Below are 17,260 nucleotides of genomic sequence, written 5' to 3'. Positions count from 1 at the left end.
GCCCCCGGCCCGCAGCTGTGGACCAGCTGCGGGCCGGTCCGTCACGGGCCGTCGGACGCGCGCTCTCTGGAAGGATGGGGCCCATGAGCGACCCCCACGCCGAACTGCTCCCGCTCCGTGAGGCCACCTACTCCTTCGAGGTGGTCCGCAAGGGCTACCACCGTGACCAGGTGGCCGAGGCGATCGAGCGCTTGGACGCGGACCTGCGGGTCACCATGGCCGACCGGGACGCCGCCGCCTCCCGCGCCTCCGACCTCGCCGCGCAGCTTTCGGCCCTGCACCAGGAGATGGAGGCGCTGCGCCGCAAGGCCGCCTCCGCCGGTGCCCCCACCTTCGAGAACATGGGCGAGCGCATCTCGCACATGCTCCGGCTGGCCGAGGAGGAGGCCGCCGAGGTCCGCCGCCGGGCCGCCGAGGAGGCCGACGCGATCCGGGAGCGGATCACCGCCGAGGAGAACGCCTCGGTGCAGCGGCAGGCCCAGGCCGGCGCCGACGCCGACCGGGTGCTGGCCGAGGCCCGGCACGAGGCCGAGCAGATCGCGGCCAAGGCGCAGGCCCGCGCCGACGAGCTGGTGACCAAGGCCCAGGAGCGGGTCGCCCAGCTCGACGTCGACTCGCAGGCCCGCCGCACGAAGATCGAGGAGGACTTCGAGATCGCGCAGCGGGCCCGGCGCACCGAGGCCGCCCGCCTGGAGGACGAGCGGGAGAAGGCCTCGACCGCGGCCGCCGAGCGCCGGGTCGCCGACGCCACCGCCCGCGCCGCCGCGCTGGTCACCGCCGCCCAGGAGGAGGCCGCCGCGGTCCGCCGGGTCCGCGACGAGCTGGCCGCCCGGCTGCACGAGGTCCGCAGCCTGCTCGGCCGGCTGCCCTCCCTCGCCGACGCCCAGCCCGCCGGCCCGACGGCGCCCGCGGCGGGGTCCGCCGAGGGGACGCCGGAGGACGGCGAGCCCGTGGACGGCGAGCCGGTGGAGAAGCCCGCCGAGGGCACCGCCGGGGCCCCGGCCGACGAGGCGCAGGACGCGGCCGACGAGCAGGCCCCGTCCACCCAGGCCGTCCCCGCCGCACCGACCGGGCCCGCCCCGTCCGGAGCGGCGCCGTCCGGACCTGCGCCGTCCGCAGCTGCGCCGTCCGGGCCCGCGCAGGGCAGCACCGCCGCGTCGGCCGCGCCCTCGCGCCCGCCGCTGCAGCGCCCCACCCCCCGTCCCGCCGCCGCCCCCGGCCCGGCGACGGCGGTGCAGCCGGCCGTCCGGTCGGTGCCCACGGGCAGCCAGCCCGCCCAGGGCGGGGACACCCGCCGGAGCTGACCGCGGAGGGGCCGCGACCGGGAGTGGCCGGTCGTGACCGTGCGTGTCAAGGTGCTCACGTCGAGCCGGACGGCGACGGGAGCGTGATCGGGTGTCGGTGCAGGGTGCCCAGGCCCCTCCCCGGCACCGCTCCCCCGGGCGGTCCGGCGTCCGGTGGACCGTCCTCGCCCCGCTGCTCGCGGTGGTCGTGGCCGGGCTGGTCGCCGCCCGGGTGCTGCGCACCTCGCCGCTGGCCGACGACGGCGCGCTGACCGCCCCCGCCTGGGACTGGCTCGCCGGCGGCCCGGCGCCCGACCCGCTCACCCCCGACGGGCTGGCCGTGGTGCACACCGCCGCCTGGGGCTGGCTGACCCGGGGGCCCGACCGCGACCTCGGCCTGGCCGCCGCGGGCCGGGAGGTGCTCTGGGTCGCCCTCGTGCTGTCCTGCCTGCTGCTGTGGCGGGTCGCCCGCCGGGCCCGGCTGGGCGACGCGGGCGCGGCCACCGCCGTCCTGCTGCTGGGCGCCGTCCCCGGACTGGACCTGCTGCACGCGGTCAGCTCCCCGGCGGCGTGGGCCGTGCCCTGGCTGCTGCTGGCCGCCTGGCTGGGCACCGGACGCCGCCGCCCCGCCGTCCGGGCGATGGGTGGCGTCGCGCTGGTGCCGGCGGTCCTGCTCGCCCCCGACGTGCTGCTGCTGGTCGTGGCCGGCACCGCGGCGGCGCTGGCCGCGGGCCGCCTCGGCCTGCGCTGGTCACCGGTGGCCCGCACCGTGGTGGCCGGTTGCCTGGCACCGGTCTTCGTCGGGCTGGTGCTGCTGCTGCCCGCCTGGGACCCCCAGCCCGACGTCGTGGCGCCCTGGGCGGCGGGCGAGGCCCGCTCGGTGCTCCTGACGGCGGGCCTGCTCGCCGTCGGGGTGCTGGCCGCCTGGTGGCTGCCCCGCTGGCGCCCCCCGGCGGCCGCGCTGGCCGCCACCGTGCTGGCGGCGGTGGTGCCGCCCGGCCGGTTCGCCGCGCTCGTGGTCTGCCTGCCGGTCGGGGCGCTGCTGGCCGGCGCGCTGGTGCAGGAGCTGCTGGCCGTCCGGGCCCTCCGCCGCGCCCGGCCGGTGCTGCTCGCCGCCGGCGCCGTGGGCCTGGTCGCGGCCCTGGTCGCCTCGGCGGTGCTGGTGCGCACCGGCCCGGTCGACGACTTCGGCGCCCGGGACCGGCGGGCCTTCGTCGACTGGCTGACCAGCGAGCTCCCGCCGGGGACGCCGGTCGCGGCCGACGGGCTGCTGGCCCAGGACCTCCGCCTGGCCGGGGTGGTGATCGGCGACGGCGGCCTGCGGGTGGCCCGGGGTGCCACGCCCCCCGGGATGGCCGGGCTGGTCGTCGCCCGGTTCGGCGACCCCGACACCGGGCTGGTCGTCGCCGACCCCGAGCGGCGCGGGCCCGACGCCGAGGAGCGCCGGCTGCGCCGGGAGCTGTCGGCCGCCCTGCTCACGAACCCGACGACCGCCGACGCCGGGCAGGCGACCGGTGCGCTGCTGTCCGGGGACGTCGACCCCCGGCTGCTGACCCTCCTGGCCGGGGTGGCCGCGCAGCAGGGCATCGGGCTGTCGGCGCTGCCCGCCGTCCCCGGCGAGGTGTCCACCCCGGTGCGCTACGCCGTCGTGGACTCCGTGGGCGGCGTGCGGCTGGCCGACGACCCCGCGCTCGTCGGCCAGGTCGAGGACTGGCTGGCCGCCCAGCTGCCGCCCTACGCCCCCGACGTGGTCGAGACCGGCCCGGACGGGATGCGGGTGGGGTTCCGGTACGTCGCCGACCCCGACGCCCTGGTGAGCGCGGCCTCCCGCTGAGCCGCCCCGGGCCCGACTGGCGGGTCCGTGGTGGATCGGTACGGTTGGCCGGCAGTAGTCCGGTCGTGACCAGGGGAGACACCCATGACCATCCGGCGCACCGTGTCGGTCGTCCTGCTGGCCGTGGTGGCCCTGCTCGTCGGGGGCACGTCGCCCGCCGGCGCCGCCGACACCGGCATGCTCCGCCTGGCCCACCTGAGCCCGGACACCCCCTCGGTCGACGTCTACGTCGACTCGGTGTCCAGCCCGGACACCGGCATCGTGCTCAGCGGCGTCGGCTACGGCACCGTCTCGGGCTACCAGTCGGTCCCCGCCGGCACCTACACCGTCTCGATGCGCTCGGCCGGCGCCCCGGCCACCTCGGCCCCGGTGCTGTCGACCACCGTCACCGTCGACCCCGGCACGGCGTTCACCGTCGCCGGCGTCGGCACCTTCGCGCAGCTCGGCCTGACCGTCCTGGACGACGACCTCACCCCGCCCGCCACCGGCCAGGCCCGCGCGCGGGTGGTCAACGCCTCCCAGACGCTCACCCCGGCCGCGGTCAAGCTGGCCGAGGGGCCCACCCTCTCCCCCGACCTGGCCTTCCCCGACCTCACCGACTACGTGTCGGTGCCCGGCGGCCCGACCACGCTGCAGGTGTCCGGTGGTTCCGGTGCGCCCACCGACCTCCCGGTGGACCTCGCGGGCGGGTCCTCCTACACGGTGCTGCTGCTGGACGGCGACTCCGGCGTCCAGGTGCAGACGGTGCTCGACGCGGCGAGCCCGGGCGTCGTCCCGACCGGCGGCGTCGAGGCCGGTGGCGGCGGCGGGGCCGGTTCGTCGTCCCTGCCGGTGGCGCTCGGCGCGGTCGCCGTCCTCGCCCTGCTGGGCTCGGTGACGGCCGCCGGCCGGCGCCTGCCGCGCCGGGGCAGCGCGCCCCGGCACGCCGCGCGCTGAGCGGGCAGCCGGCGGTCGACGACCGCCCCCCGACGGCCCGGCGGCACCGGCACCGCCGTCGCCGTCCGTGGCTGACCGCGCTGCGCTGGTCGCTCGCGGTGGTGGCCGTCGTCGCCGGCGCCGTGGCGCTGCTGCAGCCCACCGGGCCGGTTCAGGAACCCGCGGCCGCGGGCAGCCCGCCCGCCCCGGTGGTCACCGAGGTCGGCGCCGGCAGCCCGACCGCCCCGGCGCCGGTGTCGGTGGCCGTGCCCAGCGTCGACCTGTCCAGCAGCCTGGTCCCGATCGGCGTGGACACCACCGGCGCGCTGGTCCCGCCCGCGGACTACGCGCAGGCGGGCTGGTTCGCCGCCGGGGTGGCCCCCGGCGAGGTGGGCCCGGCGGTGCTCGCCGGGCACGTGGACTCCCGGTCGGGCCCGGCGGTCTTCTGGGGCCTGGAGGACATCCAGGTGGGCGCGCAGGTGCTGGTCGGGCGGGCCGACGGCAGCACGCTCACCTTCACCGTCACCCGGGTGGCCGAGTACCCCAAGACCGCGTTCGCGACCGCGGAGGTCTACGGGCCCACCGTCGACGCCCAGCTGCGGCTGATCACCTGCGGCGGCGAGTTCGACCGGTCGCGGCGCAGCTACACCGACAACGTGGTGGTCTACGCGGCCCTTCAGTGACGCCGGTCGCGGGCGCGCCAGCAGGCGGTGTGCCAGTGCCGGCGCAGGTCGACCGAGGACTCGGTGTCCCAGGGGTCGAGGTCGGAGTCGCGGGCGTAGACCGGCCACGCGACCACGTGCGGGGTGCCGGGGCGGATCTCCTGGTCGCAGCCCGGGCAGCGGTAGGCCCGGGTGCTGGCCGAGCCGGTGACCGGGCGGACCACCCAGTCGCCGTCCTCGCCGCTCTCCACCGGCTGGGGGCGGGACAGCGGCGGCCGGCTCCCTGCGTGCGGCCGCCGCCGTGCTCTCCCCATCTCGGGTCCGAGGTTACCGGCGGGCGTGCTCCCGGAACCCCCGGCCGGTCTTGCGGCCCAGGTACCCCGCGGTGACCAGGTGCTCCAGCAGCGGGGCCGGGGCGAAGCCGGGCTCGCGGAACTCGGTGTAGAGCTCGCGCTCGATGGCCAGCGAGACGTCCAGGCCGACGGTGTCCAGCAGCTCGAAGGGGCCCATCGGGTAGCCGCAACCGACCTTCATCGCGGCGTCGATGTCGTCGGCGCTGGCGTAGTGCGCCTGCAGCATCCGCACCGCGTCGTTGAGGTAGGGGAACAGCAGCGCGTTGACGATGAAGCCCGACCGGTCGGTGCAGGACACCGCGTGCTTGCCCAGCTGGGCGCACACCGCGTGCGCGGTGGCCGCGACGTCGTCGGCGGTGGCGACGGTGGAGACCACCTCGACCAGCTTCATCACCGTGGCCGGGTTGAAGAAGTGCAGGCCGACGACGTCGGCGGGGCGGCCGCTGGCCTGCGCGCACTCGATGACCGGCAGCGAGGACGTCGTGGTCGCCAGCACCGCGCCGGGCTTGCAGATCCGGCCGAGCTCGGCGAAGAGCTCCTGCTTGACCTCCAGCGACTCGACGACGGCCTCGACCACCAGGTCGACGTCGGCCAGGTCGGCGCGCTCGGTGGTGCCGGTCAGCCGCGCCAGGACGGCGGCCTTGCCGTCCTCGTCGAGCTTGCCGCGGGTGACCTGCTTGTCCAGGCTCTTCCCGATCGCGGCCAGCACGCCCTCGACCTTGTCGGGGGTGCGGGCGACGAACACGGTGTCGTAGCCGGCCTTGGCGAACACCTCGACCATCCCGGTGGCCATGGTCCCGGAGCCGACCAGCCCGACCTTGTGCACCGGCCGGGCGCCCTCGGCCGCGCCGCCCGGGGTGGGGGTCTGCGCGTCGGGCACGACCTCCGCGGAGTCGCGCCCGGCGTAGGTGTAGAAGCCGCGGCCGGTCTTGCGGCCCAGGAGCCCGGCGGTCATCAGCTGCTTGATGATCGGGCTGGGGGCGTGCAGCCGGTCGCGCGACTGCTTGTACATCGTGTCGAGGATCTCGTAGGCGGTGTCGATGCCGATGAGGTCCATCAGCGCCAGCGGCCCCATGGGCAGCCCGCAGCCCAGCCGCATGGCCGCGTCGATGTCCTCGCGGCTGGCGTACCTGGCCTCGTACATCGACACGGCGTGGTTGAGGTAGCCGAAGAGCAGGGCGTTGGCGATGAAGCCGGCCTTGTCGCCGACCGTGACGTCGGTCTTGCCCAGGCGCTCGGCCAGCGCCTCGACGTCGGCGATGACCGACGGCTCGGTGACGACGGTGCTGATGACCTCGACGAGCTTCATGACCGGCGCGGGGTTGAAGAAGTGCATCCCGATGACCTTGCTGGGCCGGCCGGTGGCCACGCTCAGCTCGGTGACCGACAGGCTGGAGGTGTTGGTCGCCAGGATCGTGTCCGGGGGGCAGATCTTGTCCAGCCGGGCGAAGACGTCGGTCTTGAGCTCCATCCGCTCGGGGATGGCCTCGATGACCAGCTCGGCCTCGGCCAGGTCGTCCAGCGAGGTCGACCAGCGCACCCGTGACAGCACGGCATCGCGCTCGGCGGCCTCGAGCTTGCCGCGCTGCACGGCCTTGTCGGTGGACTGCTCGAGGTGGCCGCGGCCGCGGGCGAGAGCCTCGTCGGAGACCTCCACGGCGGTCACGTCCAGGCCCGCCCGGGCGAGCACCTCGGTGATGCCGGCGCCCATCGTGCCGAGCCCGACGACCCCGACCTGGCTGAGTTCTCTGGCCACGCTGCCGCTCCCTCGTCCCGGGGCGACCTCGTCGTCGCACCCTGGTCCGGCGAGTCTGCCAGAGCTGGTTACCGGCGGGTAACCGGACAGCGGCGTGAACCGGGTCTCAGAACAGGCGCTGGGTGGGGTCGTCGGTGCCCTTGAGCACCGCGTAGTCGACGGTCAGGCACTCGATGCCGCGGTCGCGGGCGAGCACCCGGGCCTGCGGCTTGATCTCCTGGGCGGCGAACACGCCCTTCACCGGGGCCAGCAGGGGGTCGCGGTTGAGCAGCTCGAGGTAGCGGGTGAGCTGCTCGACGCCGTCGATCTCCCCGCGGCGCTTGACCTCCACCGCCACCGTCGTCCCCCGGTCGTCCCGGCAGAGCAGGTCGACCGGGCCGATGGCGGTCGGGTACTCGCGGCGGACGAGCTGCCACCCCGGCCCGAAGGTCTCCACGTGCAGGGCCAGCAGCCGCTGCAGCTCGGCCTCGACGCCGTCCTTCTGCAGGCCGGGGTCGGGGCCGAGCTCGTGCCGGACGTCGTGCAGCACCTCGTCGATGGTGATGATCAGCTGCTCGCCGGCCTTGTTGGTCACCGTCCAGGTGCCGGCACCGTCGACCGTCTCGTCCTTGAGCGTGCAGGGCGGGGTCATCCAGTTCAGCGGCTTGTAGGCGCGGTCGTCGGCGTGCACGGACACCGAGCCGTCGGCCTTGACCAGCAGCAGCCGGGTCGCGGTGGGCAGGTGGGCGGTGAGGCGGCCGACGTAGTCGACCGAGCACGTCGCGATGACCAGGCGCACGGGCGCCGACGCTACCGCGCCGACGCCCGTGCTCCGTGCCGGGTCAGGCGTTCGCCGGCTCCCGGGTCTCGCCAAGCGAGCGGACCGGGTCGACCGTGGTGGTCGAGTCGAAGCGCTCCTGGTCGAGGATGCCCTCGCGCTTGGCCACGATGGTGGGCACCAGCGCCTGGCCGGCCACGTTGGTCGCCGTCCGGCCCATGTCCAGGATCGGGTCGACGGCCAGCAGCAGGCCGACGCCGGCCAGCGGCAGGCCCAGGGTCGAGAGCGTCAGGGTCAGCATGACCACCGCGCCGGTGACCCCGGCGGTGGCGGCGGAGCCCACGACCGAGACCAGCGCGATGAGCAGGTAGTCGGTGATCGACAGGTCCACGCCGAAGAACTGCGCCACGAAGATCGCGGCCAGCGCCGGGTAGATGGCCGCGCAGCCGTCCATCTTGGTGGTCGCGCCCAGCGGGACGGCGAAGGAGGCGTAGGACCGCGGGACGCCGAGGTTGGCCTCGGTCACCCGCTCGGTCACCGGCAGCGTGCCGATCGAGGACCGGGACACGAAGCCCAGCTGGATGGCCGGCCACGCGCCGGCGTAGAAGCGGCGCGGCGAGAGGCCGTGCAGCTTGAGCAGCACCGGGTAGACCACGCCGAGCACCAGCACCAGCCCGCCGTAGACCGCGGCGACGAAGACGCCGAGCGAGCCCAGGGACTCCCAGCCGTAGCTGGCCACCGCGTTGCCGATCAGGCCCAGGGTGCCGATCGGCGAGAGCAGGATGATCCACCAGAGGACCTTCTGCACGACCGCGAGCGCGGACCGGGCGAAGGACAGGAAGGGCTCGGCGGCCTCGCCCACCTTGAGCGCGGCGATGCCGACGGCGACCGAGACGACGATCAGCTGCAGCACGTTGAACGACAGCGAGCCGTCGGGCGAGCCCTCCAGGCCCAGGATGTTGCCGGGCACCAGGCCGGTGAGGAAGTCCCACCACGAGCCGCCGGTGCCCTCGTACACGGCGGCCGAGGCGGCCACCGAGCTGTTGCGGCCGGGCTGGGTCAGCAGGCCCAGGCCGATGCCGATCGACACCGCGACGAGCGCGGTGATGGCGAACCACAGCAGGGTCTGGCCGGCCAGCCGGGCGGCGTTCCCGACCTGCTTGAGGTTGGCGATGCTGACGATGATCGCGGTGACGATCAGCGGGATGACGATGACCCGCAGCAGCGAGACGAAGGTCGACCCGATGGTGTCGAGGGTCGAGGTCAGCCAGTTCTGGTCGGTGCCCTCGACGAGCTGGCCGTCGACGTAGCTGCCGGGCACGGTGCCGATCGCGCGGGCCACGAGGCCGAGGGCGACGCCGAGCACGAGGGCGATGAGGACCTGGGCCGCGAAGGGCACGCGGCGGAGGCGGGAGAGCACAAGGGTGGCCTTTCGAGCGGGGAGGGGACGGGGAGACCTGGGGACGGCGTCAAGCCGCCGTGGTCGCCCGACCGAAGTCGACGACCCGCCTCCGGGTCAGGCTCAGCGTGTGCACAGGAGGGTCAACCGCACCCGCCGACCGGTGTTCCCCGGTGTGACGCGTCCGTCGGCGCAGCTCACGGTGTCGGGGGCCGCGTGGGCGGGCATGCAGCGCCGGTGGACCCAGAACCGGTCACCCCGCTCGCCCCGCGCCCGGTCACCCGGACCGTCTTCACCCAGGGCTGGGCGGACCTCGCCTTCCTGCACTGGGCCGTGGACCCCGCGCTGGTCGCCCCGCACCTTCCGCCCGGCACCCGCCCCGACACCCTCGACGGCGCCACCCACGTCGGCCTCATCCCGTTCCGGATGCGCCGGATCGGCTTCTTCGGCCTGCCGGGCCTGCCCTACCTGGGCTCGTTCGCCGAGACCAACGTGCGGCTGTACTCCGTCGACGAGCAGGGGCGGCGGGGCGTGGTGTTCTCCTCGCTGGAGGCCGACCGGCTGCTGCCGGTGCTCGCCGCCCGCTGGGTGGCCCGGCTGCCCTACACGTTCGCGCGGATGTCGGTCACCCGCGACGGCGACGTCATGACCTACACCTCCCGGCGGCGCTGGCCCGGCCCGCGCGGCGCGCACAGCCGGATCGCCGTCCGCGTCGGGGACCGGATCGCCGAACCCGGCCCGCTGGAGCGCTTCCTGACCTCCCGGTGGGGCCTGCACCGCGGGTTCCTGGGCCGCACCGCCTACTGGCCCAACGAGCACCCGGAGTGGCCGCTGCACCGGGCCGAGCTGGTGGACCTCTCCGAGGACCTCACCGCCGCCGCCGGGGTGCCCGTGCAGGGCGCCCCGGACAGCGTGCTGTGGACCCCCGGCGTCCCGGTGCGCTTCGGCCCCTGGACGCGCTGACCCCGGCTACGCCGGGACGGGCGCGTCGAGGCCGTTCGCCTCGCGGACGACGTCGACGATCTGGCCCATGATGTCGGTCATCCCGAAGTCCTTCGGGGTGAAGACGCGGGCCACGCCCTGCTCGCGCAGCCGCCGCGCGTCGCCGTCGGGCACGATGCCGCCGACCACCACGGGGACGTCGTCCAGCCCGGCCTCCCTCAGGCCGGCCAGGACCGCGGGCACCACCTGCAGGTGCGAGCCCGACAGCACCGACAGGCCGACGACGTGCACGTCCTCCTCGACGGCGGCCGACACGATCTGCGCCGGGGTCAGCCGGATGCCCTGGTACACCACCTCGAAGCCGGCGTCGCGGGCCCGGACGGCGATCTGCTCGGCGCCGTTGGAGTGCCCGTCCAGGCCCGGCTTGCCGACCAGCAGCCGCAGCCGCCCGCCGAGCTCCTCGCCCGTGGCGCGCACCCGCTCGCGCACCTCGGTGAGCGACCCGTCGGCCTCGCCGGTGGTGGCCGCCGAGACCCCGGTCGGTGCCCGGTACTCGCCGAACACCTCGCGCAGCGCCCCGGCCCACTCCCCCGTGGTCACCCCGGCCCGCGCGCAGGCGAGCGTGGCGGCCATCAGGTTCTCCTCGGTGCCGGCGATCCGCTTGAGCTCCTCGAGCGCGCCGGCCACCTCGGCGTCGTCGCGGTCGGCCCGCCAGGCCCGCACCGCGTCCTGGGCGGCGGCCTCCACGGCCGGGTCGACGGTCTGGATGGCGGTGTCGAGGTCGGCGGTGAGCGGGTTGGGCTCGGTGGACTCGAACTTGTTGACCCCGACGACGACGTCCTCGCCGCTCTCCATCCGCCGGCGGCGCTCGGCCAGCGACGCGACCAGCTGGCCCTTCATGTAGCCGGACTCCACGGCGGCCACCGCGCCGCCCATCTCCTCCACGCGGGCCATCTCGGCCCGGGCGCCCTCGACCAGCTCGGCGACCTTGGCCTCGACCACCACCGAGCCGGTGAACAGGTCGTCGTGCTCGAGCAGGTCGGTCTCGTAGGCCAGCACCTGCTGCAGCCGCAGCGACCACTGCTGGTCCCAGGGCCGGGGCAGGCCCAGCGCCTCGTTCCAGGCGGGCAGCTGCACCGCGCGAGCGCGGGCGTCCTTGGAGAGGGTGACGGCGAGCATCTCCAGCACGATGCGCTGCACGTTGTTCTCCGGCTGCGCCTCGGTCAGGCCCAGCGAGTTGACCTGCACGCCGTAGCGGAAGCGCCGGTGCTTGGCGTCCTGCACGCCGTAGCGCTCCCGGGTCAGCTCGTCCCAGAGCTGGGTGAAGGCGCGCATCTTGCACATCTCCTCCACGAACCGGACGCCGGCGTTGACGAAGAAGGAGATGCGGGCGACCACGTCGCCGAAGCGCTCCTGCGGGACCTGGCCGGAGTCGCGCACGGAGTCCAGGACGGCGATCGCGGTGCTCATCGCGTAGGCGATCTCCTGCACCGGCGTGGCCCCGGCCTCCTGCAGGTGGTAGCTGCAGATGTTGATCGGGTTCCACTTCGGCATCGCCGTCACCGTGTAGGCGACCATGTCGGTGATCAGCCGCATGCTCGGCGCCGGCGGGAACACGTAGGTGCCCCGCGACAGGTACTCCTTGACGATGTCGTTCTGCGTGGTGCCGGTCAGCGCGGCGACGTCGTGGCCCTGCTCCTCGGCGACCACCTGGTACAGCGCCAGCAGCCACATCGCGGTGGCGTTGATGGTCATCGAGGTGTTCATCTCACCCAGCGGGATGCCGTCGAACAGCGCCCGCATGTCACCGAGGTGGCTGACCGGGACGCCGACCTTGCCGACCTCACCGGTGGCCAGCTCGTCGTCGGGGTCGTAGCCGGTCTGGGTCGGCAGGTCGAAGGCCACCGACAGACCGGTCTGGCCCTTGGCCAGGTTGCGGCGGTACAGGGCGTTGGACTCGGCCGGGGAGGAGTGGCCCGCGTAGGTGCGCATCACCCACGGGCGGTCCCGGTCCTTCGGCGCTGAAGGGGTCGGCATGTCCGCGGAGTGTAGGGCTACTGGCCAGTAGGCACAGTGTCGTGCTGCTCACGCGGTGGCACACTCGGTTGCATCCCGCACCCCCAGGAGGAGCCCCCGTGCCCATCGACGCCGGCAGCCTGCACTACGCCGTGGGACCGGTGATCGCGTTCATCGCGCTGGCCATCATCGCGGTCTTCCTGCGCTGGGCCTTCGCCTCCTCGACACCGAAGCGGGCGACCCGGTCCTCCGCGGAGGACGGCCTGCTCACCCGGGTGGCGACGCTGACCCGCAAGGACTCCGCGCTGGCGCTGCGGGCGGTGCTGTCCGACGCCGGGATCCGCTCCACGGTGCGCTTCCCCGCCCCCCACCGGGCCGACGTCCTGGTCTTCCCCGAGGACGCCGCCCGCGCCCGCGAGCTCGCGGGGACGTTCCAGAGCTGACCGCGGCTCAGTCGCGGTCGCGGTGGGTGCGCTCGATGGTGGCGCCCAGCCCGCGCAGCTGCTCCACGAAGTCGGGGTAGCCGCGGTCGACGTGGTGCACGTCGGCGACCTCGGTGACCCCGTCGCTGCACAGCCCGGCCAGCACCAGCCCGGCCCCGGCCCGGATGTCGGTGGCCAGCACCGGTGCGCTGGACAGCCGCTCCCGGCCACGCACCACGGCGTGGTGGCCGTCGATGCGCACGTCGCCGCCGAGCCGGACCAGCTCGTTGACGAACATGAACCGGCCCTCGAACACGTTCTCGGTGGTCGGCGCGTTGTTGGTGGAGACCGCGGCCAGCGCCACGGCCATCGGCTGCAGATCGGTCGGGAACCCCGGGAAGGGCAGGGTGACGACGTCGACGGCGGCCGGCCGCTCGGCCATCGCCACCCGGACGCCGCCCTCGACCTCCTCGACGGTGGCCCCGGCCATGCGGAGCTTGTCCAGCGCGACCGACAGGTGCTCGGGCACCGCCCGCTCCACGACGACGTCGCCGCGGGTCATCACCGCACCGATGGCCCAGGTGCCGGCAACGATCCGGTCGGCGACGGTGGTGTGGGTGACCGGGTGCAGCTCCGCGACGCCCTCGACCGTGATGGTGGAGGACCCGGCGCCGGAGATGCGGGCGCCCATCTCGGTGAGCATCGTGCAGATGTCGACGATCTCGGGCTCGCGCGCGGCGTTGTCCACCACGGTGGTGCCCTCGGCGAGGACGGCGGCCATGACCAGGTTCTCGGTGGCCCCGACCGACGGGAAGTCCAGCCAGATCGAGGTGCCCACCAGCCGGGGCGCGGTGGCGATGAGGAAGCCGTGCTCGCTGCGCACGGTGGCGCCCAGCCGCTCCAGGCCGGCGACGTGCATGTCCAGCCCGCGGGAACCGATCGCGTCGCCGCCGGGCAGCGCGACCTTCGCCTGGCCGCAGCGGGCGACGAGCGGGCCGAGCACGCTGATGGAGGCGCGCATCCGGCGGACCAGGTCGTAGTCGGTCTCGCTGGAGGGCTGCTCGGGGACGTCGACGACGACCCGGCCTCCCCCGCCGCCGCGGCCGTCGGTGTAGCGCTGGAACTCCACGCCGCAGCCCAGCCGGCGCAGCACCTCGCTCATGATGGCCACGTCGAGGATGTCGGGGACCTCCTCGATGGTCGTGCGGCCGCTGGCCAGCAGCGCGGCCGCCATGAGCTTGAGCGCGCTGTTCTTCGCGCCGGTCACCCGCACCCGTCCGCGCAGCGACGTCCCGCCGGTCACCTCGAAGCAGTCCACCGCACAACCCTAGACGCGCGGGCTGCATAGGCTGCGGGCATGACCGTCCGGCTCACCCGCATCTACACGAAGACCGGTGACGCCGGTGAGACCCACCTCGGCGACATGAGCCGGGTGGCCAAGACCGACCCGCGGCTGGTCGCCTACGCCGACGTCGACGAGACCAACTCGGTCATCGGCGTCGCGCTGGCGCTGGGCTCACCCGGCGCGGGGCTGACCGAGCTGCTGCGCAGCGTGCAGAACGACCTGTTCGACGTCGGGGCCGACCTGTGCACCCCGATCGTGCCCGACCCGGAGTTCCCGCCGTTGCGGATCACCCCGGCCTACACGGAGCGGCTCGAGGCGGCGTGCGACGAGCACAACGAGGCGCTGCCGAAGCTGGCGTCGTTCATCCTGCCCGGGGGCACCCCGCTGGCCGCGTTCCTGCACCAGGCGCGCACGGTCGCGCGACGGGCCGAGCGCAGCGTGTGGGCGCTGCTGGCCGCCGACGCCGAGCGCACCAACGCGGAGACCGCGAAGTACCTCAACCGGCTGTCGGACCTGCTGTTCATCCTGTCCCGCGAGGCCAACCCCGGCGGGGACGTGCTGTGGGAGCCCGGCGCGCACAGCGGCGCCCACGCGCAGCGCGCCGCGATGCAGCAGGGCGACTAGCGGCCCAGCGGCGGGGCGGACTCGATCCAGGAGAGGAAGCCGGTCACCGTCGAGGTGTCCATCGCCAGCTCCTGGGGGCCGGCGCCGGTGCGGCAGATGAGCACCTGGCTGTCGTCGGGCACCGCGCCGTCCTCGACGGTGGGGCGGCGGCGGCCCTCGACGTGGAACTCGTTGCGGCACAGCCTCTGGGTCGGGCGCACCGACAGCGACAGGGCGCGGTACCAGAGCAGCTGCTCACCGGAGTACCAGGCGACGCCGACCGACCAGCGGGGCGCGCCGACCGGGCGCAGCCACATGGTGACCGCACCGAGGCCGGAGAGCAGGAAGTGTCGCCGGAGCAGGAAGGTCGCGGCCACCGCGACCACGGCGACGGCCAGGAGGACGAGCAGCGCGGTGGTCACCGTGTCCTCCTGCACCGGCCGCCGGTGGGCCTCAGGCTGCCTGGCCGGCTGCGCGGAGGCGGGACTGGGCCCGGCGGGCGGCGGCGAGGGCGTCCTCGTCGTCGTCGGAGGCCGACTCGGCGCGGCGCAGCGCCTCGCGGGCACGCTCCACGTCGATCTCGGTGGAGATCTCCGCGGTCTCGGCCAGGATCGACACACCCTGCTCGGTGACCGAGAGGAAGCCGCCGTGCGCGGCGACGACCAGGTCCTCGCCGTCGGCCACGCGGATGGTCACGACACCGCCGGGGGCCAGCTCGCCCAGCAGCGGGGCGTGCCCCGGCAGGACACCGAGCTCGCCCTCGGTGGTGCGGGCGATCACCATCGTCGCCTCGCCGGACCAGATCCGGCGCTCGACGGCCACGAGCTCGACCTGCAGGGTCGCCACGACACTCCTCGGGGTCCACCGGCCGGGCCGGTGCGCTGGTCGCCTACCGGCGACGGGTCACGATCAGTCTAGCCGCCGCAGGTGTCCTGGCTGTTGGCCCCGTCGCAGGGCCCGCGTCGAGCTCGCGAGGCGCGGGGGGCGACGGGGTCCTTCCGGTACCGGGAGCCGTCCGGGTCAGAGACCGCGGCGGTAGAGCAGGGTCCAGCGTCCCAGGCGGACCAGCGGACGGCGCACGACCGAGCTGGGCGCCCACTCGTCGACGTCGAAGCGCGGGGTGTCGGCCGGCGGCGGCGGGGCGTAGGGCGGCCAGCACCAGTCGGAGTCCACGGCCGGCAGCGGTGCCGAGGGGTGCTCGGTGGCGGCGGGGGGCTCACCGAGGACCGGGGACGCTCCGGGCAACGGGCTGTCGTCCACGCTGGTTCTCCTGCCGTGCAGCGGGGCTGTCCCGCTGCTCTCGCCGTGATCTTCGGGCCCACCCCGCCCCCGTGCGAGGGCAGAGGCCCACCACCACCCGAACGGGTGCGGTCGGGAGGCGGAGGGGTGGGGGTCGAGGACGCCGCGCCGCGGCCTCGCCGTCGAGACTAGTGGGGCTCCTGGGACGCCGCCCGGCGGGCCCGGGGACGACGACGGCCGGGCACCCCGTGGGGGCACCCGGCCGTCGTCGACGTGCTGGCGGAGCGGCTACTTGGTCAGCTTGGCCGCGTTCGCCTCGAGGTCCTCGAGACCACCGCACATGAAGAACGCCTGCTCGGGGACGTGGTCGTACTCGCCCTCGGTGAGCGCCTTGAACGCCTGCAGCGTCTCCGACAGCGGCACGAACGAGCCGGGCTGACCGGTGAAGGCCTCGGCCACGAACATGTTCTGGGAGAGGAACCGCTCGATGCGGCGGGCCCGGTTCACGGTGACCTTGTCCTCCTCACCGAGCTCGTCGATGCCGAGGATCGCGATGATGTCCTGCAGCTCCTGGTAGCGCTGCAGGATCCGCTTGACCTCGGACGCGATGTCGTAGTGCTCCTGGCCCACGTACTGCGCGTCGAGGATCCGGCTGGTGGAGTCCAGCGGGTCGACGGCGGGGTAGATGCCCTTCTCCGAGATCGGCCGCGACAGGTTCGTCGTGGCGTCCAGGTGGGCGAACGTGGTGTGCGGCGCCGGGTCGGTGATGTCGTCGGCGGGCACGTAGATGGCCTGCAGCGAGGTGATGGACCGGCCCCGGGTCGAGGTGATCCGCTCCTGCAGCTCGCCCATCTCGTCGGCGAGGGTCGGCTGGTACCCCACGGCGGAGGGCATGCGGCCCAGCAGCGTGGAGACCTCGGACCCGGCCTGGGTGAACCGGAAGATGTTGTCGATGAAGAGGAGGACGTCCTGGTCCTTCTCGTCGCGGAAGTACTCCGCCATCGTCAGCGCCGACAGCGCCACCCGCAGGCGGGTGCCCGGCGGCTCGTCCATCTGGCCGAAGACCAGCGCGGTCGAGTTGATGACGCCGGACTCGGTCATCTCGGTGATGAGGTCGTTGCCCTCACGGGTGCGCTCGCCGACGCCGGCGAACACCGACACGCCACCGAACTCCTGCGCGACACGACGGATCATCTCCTGGATGAGCACCGTCTTGCCCACGCCGGCCCCGCCGAACAGGCCGATCTTCCCGCCCTTGATGTAGGGGGTCAGCAGGTCGATGACCTTGATGCCGGTCTCCAGCATCTCGGTGCGGCCCTCGAGCTGGTCGAACTTCGGCGCGTGGCGGTGGATCGTCCAGCGCTCGCCGCCCTCGCCGTGACCCGGGGTGTCCAGGCACTCGCCGAGTGCGTTGAAGACGTGCCCGGTGACCTGGTCGCCGACCGGCACCGAGATGGCCGAGCCGGTGTCCCGGACCTCGGCACCGCGGACCAGGCCGTCGGTCGGGGCCATCGAGATGGTGCGGACGACGTTGTCGCCCAGGTGCTGGGCGACCTCGAGGGTCAGCGTCTTGCCCAGGTCGGCGAGGGTGACGTCGACGTGGAGGGCGTTGAACAGCTCGGGCATCGAGTCCCGGGGGAACTCGACGTCGACGACCGGGCCGGTGACCCGGACGACGCGGCCGGAGCCGGTGGTCTCGCTCGTGCTCGGACGGTCCTCGGTGAGGGTCATCGC

Annotated in this window: 17 protein-coding genes; 7 read left to right on the top strand and 10 right to left on the bottom strand. The window is 74.6% G+C overall.

The genetic code is table 11. From position 1 onward, the window contains the following. The first annotated feature begins 83 nt into the window (after positions 1–83). The 4 genes from BM158_RS06955 (at position 84) to BM158_RS06940 (ending at position 4,715) form a co-directional block, all read left to right on the top strand. Positions 84–1,304 carry a coiled-coil domain-containing protein gene (locus BM158_RS06955; protein WP_091555780.1) on the top strand — a complete coding sequence of 407 codons (1,221 nt, stop codon included), beginning with the start codon at positions 84–86 and terminating at the stop codon, positions 1,302–1,304. Positions 1,305–1,395: 91 nt separating this feature from the next. Continuing rightward, positions 1,396–3,117, top strand: coding sequence for a hypothetical protein (locus tag BM158_RS06950; RefSeq protein ID WP_091555779.1), 1,722 nt, complete (start codon positions 1,396–1,398; stop codon positions 3,115–3,117). Positions 3,118–3,201: 84 nt separating this feature from the next. Next, positions 3,202–4,053, top strand: coding sequence for a DUF4397 domain-containing protein (locus BM158_RS06945; protein ID WP_229827594.1), 852 nt, complete (start codon positions 3,202–3,204; stop codon positions 4,051–4,053). A 101-nt stretch (positions 4,054–4,154) separates the two neighbouring features. After that, positions 4,155–4,715, top strand: coding sequence for a class F sortase (locus BM158_RS06940; RefSeq protein ID WP_229827595.1), 561 nt, complete (start codon positions 4,155–4,157; stop codon positions 4,713–4,715). On the opposite strand, the gene BM158_RS06935 is transcribed toward BM158_RS06940, so the two are convergent. The 4 genes from BM158_RS06935 to BM158_RS06920 form a co-directional block, all read right to left on the bottom strand. Continuing rightward, complete coding sequence (locus BM158_RS06935; protein WP_091555778.1) at positions 4,709–5,008, bottom strand: hypothetical protein; 300 nt, start codon at positions 5,006–5,008, stop codon at positions 4,709–4,711. The two genes, BM158_RS06940 and BM158_RS06935, sit on opposite strands and share 7 nt — an antisense overlap. A 13-nt stretch (positions 5,009–5,021) precedes the next feature. Beyond that, positions 5,022–6,803 (bottom strand): 3-hydroxyacyl-CoA dehydrogenase family protein, encoded by a 1,782-nt coding sequence (locus BM158_RS06930; protein WP_091555776.1) that lies wholly within the window; start codon positions 6,801–6,803, stop codon positions 5,022–5,024. A 106-nt stretch (positions 6,804–6,909) separates the two neighbouring features. Beyond that, positions 6,910–7,581: an endonuclease NucS gene (nucS, locus tag BM158_RS06925; RefSeq protein WP_091555775.1), complete on the bottom strand. Its 672-nt coding sequence runs from the start codon at positions 7,579–7,581 to the stop codon at positions 6,910–6,912. A gap of 43 nt (positions 7,582–7,624) precedes the next feature. Beyond that, positions 7,625–8,959: a dicarboxylate/amino acid:cation symporter gene (locus BM158_RS06920; RefSeq protein ID WP_229827596.1), complete on the bottom strand. Its 1,335-nt coding sequence runs from the start codon at positions 8,957–8,959 to the stop codon at positions 7,625–7,627. Between the two features lie 237 nt (positions 8,960–9,196). On the opposite strand from BM158_RS06920, the gene BM158_RS06915 reads away from it, so the two are divergent. After that, entirely contained in the window at positions 9,197–9,922 is a 726-nt protein-coding gene (locus BM158_RS06915) for a YqjF family protein (protein ID WP_091555772.1), read from the top strand. A 6-nt stretch (positions 9,923–9,928) separates the two neighbouring features. Here BM158_RS06915 and BM158_RS06910 read toward each other — a convergent pair whose 3' ends face one another. Continuing rightward, positions 9,929–11,938, bottom strand: coding sequence for a protein meaA (locus BM158_RS06910; protein WP_091555771.1), 2,010 nt, complete (start codon positions 11,936–11,938; stop codon positions 9,929–9,931). A 98-nt stretch (positions 11,939–12,036) separates the two neighbouring features. On the opposite strand from BM158_RS06910, the gene BM158_RS06905 reads away from it, so the two are divergent. Further along, positions 12,037–12,360 carry a hypothetical protein gene (locus tag BM158_RS06905; RefSeq protein ID WP_091555770.1) on the top strand — a complete coding sequence of 108 codons (324 nt, stop codon included), beginning with the start codon at positions 12,037–12,039 and terminating at the stop codon, positions 12,358–12,360. A gap of 7 nt (positions 12,361–12,367) precedes the next feature. Here BM158_RS06905 and murA read toward each other — a convergent pair whose 3' ends face one another. Further along, positions 12,368–13,657 carry a UDP-N-acetylglucosamine 1-carboxyvinyltransferase gene (murA, locus tag BM158_RS06900; RefSeq protein ID WP_091555768.1) on the bottom strand — a complete coding sequence of 430 codons (1,290 nt, stop codon included), beginning with the start codon at positions 13,655–13,657 and terminating at the stop codon, positions 12,368–12,370. Positions 13,658–13,696: 39 nt separating this feature from the next. Here murA and BM158_RS06895 point away from each other — a divergent pair, with 39 nt between their 5' ends. Further along, a complete protein-coding gene (locus BM158_RS06895; protein ID WP_091555766.1) occupies positions 13,697–14,308 on the top strand; it encodes a cob(I)yrinic acid a,c-diamide adenosyltransferase in 612 nt (203 codons plus the stop codon). On the opposite strand, the gene BM158_RS06890 is transcribed toward BM158_RS06895, so the two are convergent. The 4 genes from BM158_RS06890 to atpD form a co-directional block, all read right to left on the bottom strand. Continuing rightward, positions 14,305–14,709, bottom strand: coding sequence for a DUF2550 domain-containing protein (locus BM158_RS06890; protein ID WP_091555763.1), 405 nt, complete (start codon positions 14,707–14,709; stop codon positions 14,305–14,307). The two genes, BM158_RS06895 and BM158_RS06890, sit on opposite strands and share 4 nt — an antisense overlap. Before the next feature lie 31 nt (positions 14,710–14,740). After that, positions 14,741–15,133 (bottom strand): F0F1 ATP synthase subunit epsilon, encoded by a 393-nt coding sequence (locus BM158_RS06885; RefSeq protein ID WP_091555761.1) that lies wholly within the window; start codon positions 15,131–15,133, stop codon positions 14,741–14,743. A 174-nt stretch (positions 15,134–15,307) separates the two neighbouring features. After that, positions 15,308–15,547 carry a hypothetical protein gene (locus BM158_RS06880; protein WP_091555759.1) on the bottom strand — a complete coding sequence of 80 codons (240 nt, stop codon included), beginning with the start codon at positions 15,545–15,547 and terminating at the stop codon, positions 15,308–15,310. A 267-nt stretch (positions 15,548–15,814) separates the two neighbouring features. Further along, complete coding sequence (gene atpD / locus BM158_RS06875; protein WP_091555757.1) at positions 15,815–17,257, bottom strand: F0F1 ATP synthase subunit beta; 1,443 nt, start codon at positions 17,255–17,257, stop codon at positions 15,815–15,817. Positions 17,258–17,260 lie beyond the last annotated feature (3 nt).

Source organism: Klenkia taihuensis (assembly GCF_900112525.1).
Lineage (GTDB): Bacteria > Actinomycetota > Actinomycetes > Mycobacteriales > Geodermatophilaceae > Klenkia > Klenkia taihuensis.
This window is presented reverse-complemented; position numbering and strand designations above follow the sequence as displayed.